Genomic DNA, 8637 nt, shown 5'->3' on the forward strand with positions numbered 1-8637 from the left:
GCCTTCGGCAAGATCGTCGATTCCATCGTCGGCGACCTGATCATGCCGCTGGTCAGCCGCCTCGTCGGCAAGCTCGATTTCTCCAACCTGTTCGTCGTTCTCGGTGACAACCCGAACAACCTGGCCGCGCTGGCCGATCTCAAGAAAGCCGGCATCGCCGTCTTCGCTTACGGCTCCTTCCTGACCATCCTGGTCAATTTCGTTATCCTGGCCTTCATCATCTTCATGATGGTCAAACAGATGAACCGCCTGCGCAGCGAAGCGCCGGCCCCGGCCCCGGAAGCCCCGGTGACGCCGGAAGACGTTGTGCTGCTTCGCGAAATCCGCGATTCGCTCAAGAAATAAACGTCTTTCGCCCCGATCAGGCCGCCTTGTGCGGCCTTTTTTCATGGCTGCCGGCCATTCCTACGGTCAACCGTAAAAAACGGCCAAAATCGGCATGGGCAGCGGCGGGCTGCTTTTCTCCAAACCCGCCCCGACCGCCCGTTAACTCCCGAAAACCGCCGCCCAGAGCAGACGGACAGCGGCGATGTGTTTTTCCACCTCGTCACGCGGAATCGGCGCCTTGGGGGTCGCCGATAGTCGCCGGGCGTGTTGCAGCCGGCGGTATTCGCGATAGGCGTTGCCGGCCGCCTCGGCTTGTTGCGGGTCGATCAAACCCAGTTCGCCGGCCATGCGCAGCAGCGCGATGTTGCCAAGATTGCCGGTCAGGCTGGCGTGCTGGTGTGAATGGCCGAGGATCAGGTACTGGACGATGAACTCGACATCGATGATGCCGCCCGGATCGTGCTTGAGGGCGAACTCGGTTTCGCTCTTCGAGCCGTGCGCGTCGACCATTTTCTGGCGCATGGCGACGACCTCTTCCTTGAGTTTGGCGAAGTCGCGCGGCAGGCGCAGGATTTCGCAGCGGATTGCCTCGAAACGCTGGCCGACCGTCGGGTCGCCGGCGCAGAAACGGGCCCGGGTCAGGGCTTGGTGTTCCCAGGTCCAGGCGTTCTTGAGCTCATAGTCGCGGAAGGAATCGACCGATACTGCAAGCAGACCTGAGTCGCCATTCGGGCGCAGGCGCAGGTCGGTTTCGAACAGGATGCCAGCCGGCGTCTGGCTGGATAGCCAGGAATTCAGGCGCTGGCCGAGGCGGGCGTAGTTTTCCGGGGCGTCCTGATCGTCGTCATCATAAAGGTAAACGAGGTCGAGATCGGAGGCATAGCCGAGTTCCTTGCCGCCCATCTTGCCGTAGCCGATGACGGCGAATTTCGGCGTGGCGCAATGGCGATTCTTGATCTTGCTCCAGACCAGCGGCAGGGTTTCCTGGACGATGGTGTCGGCCAGTTCGGTCAGATGGTCGGACAATCTCTCGGTGGTCTGCAGGCCGGCCAGATCCTGCGCCAGCAGCCGGAAAACCTGGGCGTGGTGCATTTCGCGCAGGATGTCCATTTCGCGTTCGGTGTCGCCGGCGTATTGGGCCAGGTTGTCGCGCAGGATTTCACGGAAGCCGGCCCAGTTGGTGGCGATTTCGTAGAGGCGCGGATCGAGCAGTTCGTCGAGGAGCAGCGGGTGGCGGTTGAGGTAATCGGCCGCCCAGTTCGAGGCGCAGATCATGTCGGCAACCCGGCGCAGGGCCATCGGGTATTGCTGGAGCAGGGCGAGGTAGGCGCCGCGGCGGGCAATGCCTTCGAGGAAAGTCAGGCCACGGGCGAGCGTCGTGTCGGGGGCGGGCGTTGCGCCCGCCGCTTCGATCAGACGCGGGCCGACGGCGTCGAGGCGGGCCCGGTTGGTCGCCGGTAATTGCACGTAGCGGCTGGCGGCACGCAGTTCGGCCAGGCGGGCGATGGCCTCTTTGGGATGACGAAAACCGAGGTTGCCGAAGGCTTCGAGCGCCGTATCTTCGTCGAGCTGGCCTTGCCACAGGCCGGTCAGCGGGTGGTCGCCGGCTTCCGGGGCGGAGAAAATGGCGTTGAAATGCTGGCTGACCTTGTCGCGATGCTGGTCGAGTACGGGCAGCATCGAAACCCAGTCCGGGAAATCCATGCTGACGGCGATATTTTGCCGATTTTCGGCGTCGACCGGCAGCATGTGCGTCTGCTTGTCCTCGACGTATTGCAGCCGGTGCTCAAGACGGCGTAGAAAGACGTAAGCCGCGCGCAGTTCCTGCTCGGTTTCGGCCGGAATCAGCTTGCGGTCGACGAGCAAAGCGAGGACGGAGAGCGTCGGCCGGATCTGCAGCCCCAGGTCGCGGCCGCCGCGAATGAGCTGGAAAACCTGGGCCATGAATTCGATTTCGCGGATGCCGCCGGGGCCGAGCTTGATGTGGTCGGCCATGTCCTTGCGCGCCACTTCGCGGCTGATCTGGGCGTGCAGGTCGCGCATCGCGTTGATGGCGCCGAAATCGAGATATTTGCGGAAGACGAAGGGCCGGGCGATTTTCTGCATGGCGGTCACCCACGCCGGCTGCAGGTTGTCGCCGGCGTTCATGGTGCGGCCCTTGATCCAGGCGTAACGCTCCCATTCGCGGCCCTGGGTGATGAAATAATTTTCCAGGGCGTCGAGCGAGCAAACCAGCGGGCCGGAATCGCCATTCGGGCGTAGCCGCATGTCGACGCGGAAAACCTGGCCGTCGGCGGTTAAATCGCCGAGCGCAGCGATGATGCGTTTGCCGAGACGGGTGAAGAAATCGAAGTTCTCGATGCTTTTCGGCCCGGCCGTGTCACCCTCCTCGGGGTAGACAAAAATGTAATCGACGTCGGACGAAACGTTGAGCTCGCGTCCACCCAGCTTGCCCATGCCGATGATCAGCAGGCGTTGCGGCTGGCCGGCCTTGTCGAGTGGTTCGCCGTAGCTGGCGACGAGCTGGCGGTGATAGTGATCGAGCGCGAAATTGGTCGTCACGTCGGCGAGCCGGGTCATGCTTTCGACGATTTCGGCCAGTGGCGCCAGGCCGCCCAGATCGCGCAGGGCGAGATGGGCCATGGTCCGGTGGCGCAGGCGGCGGAGGGCGGACTTGACCGCCTCGTCGTCGGCAAACGCCTGTTGCAACGGCGCCTCCAGCATGGCTTCGGTAAGCGGCTGCTGCCAGGTGGCGAGCAGTTCGGGAATCAGTTCCGGGTGCGCCTGAAGCAGATTGGCCAAGTAACGGCTGTGGTGCACAGCCCGTTGCCAGCGGGGATCGAGGGTGGTGTCCATGATGGTCCTTCGGCGGCTGGGCCGAAAAGGTAGAATGTCGTTTTTATCCAGTCGCCGATTGTAGTGATCAATTCCCCCCTCTGGCAAAACGGTTTGCCGCGTGCCTGAGCCGCTGCACCACAAAGCCCCAGTGATTTCGCCCGAGCTGCGCGTGGCGCTCTATCACCGGCTGCATTGGTTATGGCCGCTGCTTGCCGGGCGCGCCATTCGCGTCCTCGGCTGGGGGCTGTTCGCCGCCTGGCTGACCTTCGTCGTCCTGCTCCTCGCCTTGCGCTACACCGTGCTGCCGAGAATTGGCGACTACCAGGTGGCGATCGAGCAGGCGGCGACCAGGGCGGTCGGGCAAGCCGTCAGGATCGGCCGCGTCGAGGCCCGCTGGCAGGGGTTGAATCCCGATCTGGTGCTCAGCGACGTGGTGATTGCCGACCGTCAGGGCGCCCCGGCTTTCTCGCTGGCCCGGGTCGAAGGCGTGCTGTCGTGGCAGACCCTGTGGCGCCTGCGCCCGACGCTGGCCCTGCTCGCTTTCGACGGCCCGGTGCTGCATGTCCGGCGCGATGCCAACGGCAAGATCACGGTGGCCGGTGTCGATGCCGAGGGCGAGACCGACCCGGCCTTCGCCGAGTGGGTGCTCGAACAGAAGCGTATTCGTATCCGGGATGCGACGATTGTCTGGGACGACCGGCTGCGCAAGGCGCCGCCGCTGATTCTCGAAGACCTCCAGTTCGCCCTTGATAACAGTGGGCGCCGCCATCGCTTCGGCCTGTCGGCGGCGCCGCCCGATGAACTGGCAGCGCGCGTCGATATTCGTGGCGAAGTGAAGGGCGATCTCGGCGAGGCGCTCGCGCATTTGTCCGGGCGGATTTTTGTCGAACTCAATTACGCCGATCTGGCCGGCTGGCGGGCCTGGGTCGATTACCCGGTCGATCTGCCGCAGGGGCGTGGCGCTTTGCGTATCTGGGGCGATCTCGATGACGGCGCCGGCAAGCTGACGGCCGACGTGGCGCTCGAAGAGTTGCGCATCCGCCTTGGCCGCAAGCTGCCCGAACTTGAGCTGGCCAGCATGCGCGGCCGTCTCGAAGGGCGTTACCAGGCTGATGCGTGGGCCGTCGCCGGCTACCAGGTCGAATTGCAGACGCAGGATGGCATTCGCGTTGCGCCGACCGATTTCAAGGTTGATTGGCGCCAGGACCCGGCCAGTGCTACGGTCAACGGCAATTCGAGCGCCAGTTTTCTCGATCTGGCGGCGCTGGGTCGCCTCGCTTCCTATTTGCCGCTCGACGCGCAGAGCCGGGATCTGCTGGTTCGCCACCAGCCGCAGGGCCAGATTGCCGAATTGAAGGCGAGTTGGTCGCTGCAAGGCGAAACGCTCAAGCGCTATAGCCTGAAAGCTGGTTTCCACAACATGGGGATCGAGGCCGTCGGCATTTTTCCCGGCGCCGGCGGCGTTTCGGGGATGATCGACCTGACCGAAAAAGGCGGTGAGCTGAAGCTGGATTCCGGCGTTTCTAGCTTGTCCCTGCCGGCGATTTTTCCCGAGCCGGACATCGCGCTCGACGCGCTGAAAGTCAAGGCGAGCTGGAAAAACTCGGTGCAAGGGACCGACATCAAGCTCGATAAACTCGAATTCGCCGGCCCGGATGCGACTGGCTCAGCCCAGGGGACCTATCGCTACAGCGGCGAAGGGCCGGGCGAAATCGACCTGACGGCGAGCGTCGACCGTGGCGAAGGGACGGCCGTCTGGCGCTACATGCCACACGCCGTCAATGCCGCCGCCCGCAACTGGATCCGCCGCGGCATCGTCGGTGGGCGCGGTTACGACGGCAAGCTCATCCTCAAGGGCAATCTCCGTGATTTCCCGTTCCGCGACGGCCAGGGCGGCAAGTTCATCGTTACCGCCAAAGCGACCGGCGCCCGGGTCGATTATGCCGATGGCTGGCCGGTCATCGACGACATTGATGCCGACATGAGCTTCGACACCGGGATGCGGATCAAAGCCAGCCACGGGCGCATCCTCGGCGCTTCGCTGGCTGACGTTAAAGTCGATATTCCGGATTTCGAGTCGCACGAAGAAATGTTGCTGGTCCGCGGCACAGCGCTCGGGCCGACCAGCGAATTCTTCCGCTTTATCGAGCAAAGCCCGGTGGCCGAGCAGATCGACCGCTTCACCGATGGCATGAAGGCGGTCGGCAACGGCAGCCTGAACCTGGAGCTCGATATTCCGCTGCGCCATGCGCTCGATACCCGGGTGCGTGGCGACTATCATTTCCACAATAATCAACTGCAGCCGCTGGCCGGCCTGCCGCCCCTGACGCAGGTCAACGGGCGGCTGTCGATCACCGAGAATAGCGTGGCGGCCAGGGATATTGCCGGCCGTGTTTTCGGCGGTCCGCTCAAGGTGCAGGTCAAGAGTGCCGGCGACAAGGTTGGCGTGGTGGCCACCGGCACGGCGAGTATCGGCGAGGTGAGCCAGTACTTCGGCTGGCCGCTGATCAACCATCTGAGCGGCAATGCCGGCTGGAAGGCCGACATCGCCATCCGCCGGCGCAATGCCGACGTGGTGGTCGAATCCGACCTGCTCGGCATTAGTTCGCCGCTGCCCGAGCCCCTGAACAAGAACGCGACGATGCCGCTGCCCCTGCGCATCGAGCGGACGGTGCCGGACGCCCAGCGCGAGCAGTACCGGATCACGCTCGGCAAGGTCGCCCAGGGCCTGATCGTGCGTAAGGGCGAGAGCTGGGAGCGCGGTGTTTTCGCCATTGGCGACGGTGAACCCCGTTTGCCGGAAAAGGGGCTGGCCGTGCGCGTAGCCGCCTCGCGCATCGATGCCGACGCCTGGAAGAATTTCCTGCCCGAGGGGGCGGCTGGCGGCGCCGATGGAAGCGGCCTGGCGCTCAATGTGGTGACGCTCAAAACGCCGCAGCTGTATCTTTTCGATCGTGATTACAGTCAGGTCGATGTCGCCCTGCGGCCACGCGATGGCGGCTGGCAGATCGGCCTGAATACCCGTGAGGCGGTCGGCGACGTTTTTTGGAAGAGTGCCGGCGAAGGCTGGGTCGAGGGCAATTTCAAACGCCTCGTCGTGCGCCCGGCGGCGGAGGCGGCGGCCGATGGCGCCTCGTCGCTGATCAATACGCTGCCCGGCATGAGTCTGTCGGTCGATGATTTTTACCTCGGAGAGAAGGCCCTTGGCCGGCTCGAAGTCAAGGCGCGCAACGATAAGGGCGCCTGGCACCTCGACAACCTGAACCTGGAAAATCCGGACGGCGCCTTGAAGGGCAAGGCGGTCTGGAACAACACCGGATTCAACCAGACACGGCTGGATTTCGAACTGACGGCGAAAGATATGGGCAAGCTGCTCGACCGGCTTGGCTACGCCGACGCCGTGCGGCGCGGCAAGGCCAAAATGACCGGTGATCTGAAATGGAACGGCCCGCTCACCGACATTCACTATCCGTCGCTGAGCGGTCAGCTCAATGTCGAGGCCGAAAAAGGCCAGTTCAACAAGCTGGAACCGGGCGTCGGCAAACTGCTCGGCTTGATTTCCCTGCAGTCGCTGCCGCGTCGGCTGACCCTCGATTTTCGCGATATTTTCAGCGATGGCCTGGCTTTCGACAGCATCGAAGGCAAACTGAGCGTCAGCAAGGGCGTCATGCGCACCGTTGATCCTTTGCGTATTTACGGGCCGTCGGCGCAGATCGAAATGCAGGGCGAAACCGACCTCAAGGCCGAAACCCAGGACATGCAGGTGGTCGTTCGGCCCGAGCTGGGCGGGCTGGCGGCGGTGGGGGCGGCGGCACTGGTCAATCCGGTGGTCGGCGCGGCGGCGCTGGTCGCCAATACAGTGCTGCAAAAGCCGCTCAATCGCTTGTTCAGCTACCGCTATCATGTCACCGGCACCTGGGCCGATCCGCTGGTCGACAAGGCCGGCGAGTCGGCGCCGGCAGAGGAAAGAAAACCCGTGGAGAACAAGCCTTGACCAAACAGAATTGCCGGATCGCCGGCCTGCAGATGATTTCCGGACCGCGCGTTGGCGACAATCTGGCGACGGCCGGCCGGCTTATCGCCGAGGCCGTCGGGCAGGGCGCCCAGTTGGTTGTCTTGCCCGAGTATTTCCCCATCATCGGTGCTGCCGACGCCGACCGCGTGCGGGCGCGCGAGGATTTCGGCACCGGGCCGATGCAGTCCTGGCTGGCCGAAACGGCGCAGCGTCACGGCATCTGGATTTTTGCCGGTTCTATCCCGTTGACCGCGAGCTGCCCGGACAAAATGCGCAATGCCAGCCTGGTTTTCAATCCGGCCGGCGAATGTGTCGCCCGTTACGACAAGATCCACCTGTTCGGCTTCAAAAAAGGCGATGAAGCCTACGACGAAGCCAGCTTCATCGAGCCCGGCGATCAACCCGTCGCGGTCGACACGCCGTTTGGCAAGATCGCCCTGTCGATCTGCTACGACCTGCGCTTTCCCGAGTTGTACCGGGCGCTGGCGCCGGTCGACCTGATCCTCGTGCCAGCTGCCTTTACCGAAACCACCGGTCGCGCCCATTGGGAAATTTTGCTGCGGGCCCGGGCCATCGAGAACCAGTGTTATCTTCTCGCTGTCGGACAGGGCGGCCGCCACGAAAATGGCCGCGTGACGCACGGCAACAGCATGATCGTCGACCCGTGGGGCGAGATTCTCGACCGCAAATTGAAGGGGCCGGGCATCGTCATCGCCGACCTCGATCACCAACGCCTTGCCGACATTCGCGAGAGCCTGCCGGCCCTCGCCCATCGCAAACTTTAAGGAAGCATTCATGACTCAAAACAGCGCGCTGGCCCAGGCCGAATCCTTGCTGCTGGCCCCCTTCTCGCTCAGCGAAGGCGACCTGTCGCGAACCTTCGGCCAGATCCTGACGCACCAGGTCGACTACGCCGATCTTTATTTCCAGTACTCGCGTTCCGAGGCCTGGAGCCTCGACGAGGGCATTGTCAAATCGGGCAGCTTCAGCATCGACCAGGGCGTCGGCGTGCGCGCACTGTCGGGTGAAAAAACGGCCTTTGCCTACTCCGACGACATCAGTTCGCAGGCCCTCGGCGACGCCGCCAACGCCGTGCGGGCGATTGCCGCGGCCGGGCAGAATTCAAAATTTGGCCAATTTTTCCCGTCGACCGTAGCAAGGTCGCTGTACGTGCCGCACGACCCGATTGCCTCGCTGCCAGCCGAGGCCAAGGTCAAGCTGCTCGAACGCCTCGAAGGTTTTGCCCGGGCGCTTGATCCGCGCGTCCTGCAGGTCATGGCCTCGCTCGCTGGCGAATACGAAGTGGTCCTCGTCGCCGGTTCCGACGGCCGTCTGGCCGCCGACATCCGGCCGCTCGTGCGTTGCTCGATCTCGGTCATCATCGAAGAAAATGGCAAGCGCGAACAGGGCTCGTCGGGCGGCGGCGGTCGTTTCGACTTCGGCTATTTCGACGACGA

5 protein-coding genes are annotated in these 8637 nt (G+C 63.7%); 4 read left to right on the plus strand and 1 reads right to left on the minus strand.

Annotated features, from left to right (window positions below; genetic code table 11):
• Positions 1–345, plus strand: a 345-nt coding sequence (mscL, locus tag ADADOO_RS16090) for a large conductance mechanosensitive channel protein MscL (RefSeq protein WP_511278522.1), incomplete at its 5' end; no start/stop codon positions are given.
• Positions 346–486: 141 nt separating this feature from the next.
• Here mscL and glnE read toward each other — a convergent pair.
• Positions 487–3183 carry a bifunctional [glutamate--ammonia ligase]-adenylyl-L-tyrosine phosphorylase/[glutamate--ammonia-ligase] adenylyltransferase gene (gene glnE, locus ADADOO_RS16095; RefSeq protein ID WP_511278523.1) on the minus strand — a complete coding sequence of 899 codons (2697 nt, stop codon included), beginning with the start codon at positions 3181–3183 and terminating at the stop codon, positions 487–489.
• A gap of 100 nt (positions 3184–3283) precedes the next feature.
• Between glnE and ADADOO_RS16100 the strand changes: the two genes are divergently transcribed.
• The 3 genes from ADADOO_RS16100 to ADADOO_RS16110 all read left to right on the plus strand — a co-directional run.
• On the plus strand, positions 3284–7159 hold the full coding sequence (locus ADADOO_RS16100) for a YhdP family protein (RefSeq protein WP_511278524.1): 3876 nt from the start codon (positions 3284–3286) through the stop codon (positions 7157–7159).
• Positions 7156–7965: a carbon-nitrogen hydrolase family protein gene (locus tag ADADOO_RS16105; protein WP_511278525.1), complete on the plus strand. Its 810-nt coding sequence runs from the start codon at positions 7156–7158 to the stop codon at positions 7963–7965. The genes ADADOO_RS16100 and ADADOO_RS16105 overlap by 4 nt, the downstream gene beginning before the upstream one ends.
• A gap of 10 nt (positions 7966–7975) precedes the next feature.
• Positions 7976–8637, plus strand: a 662-nt coding sequence (locus ADADOO_RS16110) for a PmbA/TldA family metallopeptidase (RefSeq protein WP_511278526.1), incomplete at its 3' end; no start/stop codon positions are given.

The sequence above is a fragment of the Azonexus sp. genome, assembly GCF_036170495.1.
In the GTDB taxonomy this organism is placed as follows: Bacteria; Pseudomonadota; Gammaproteobacteria; order Burkholderiales; family Rhodocyclaceae; genus Azonexus.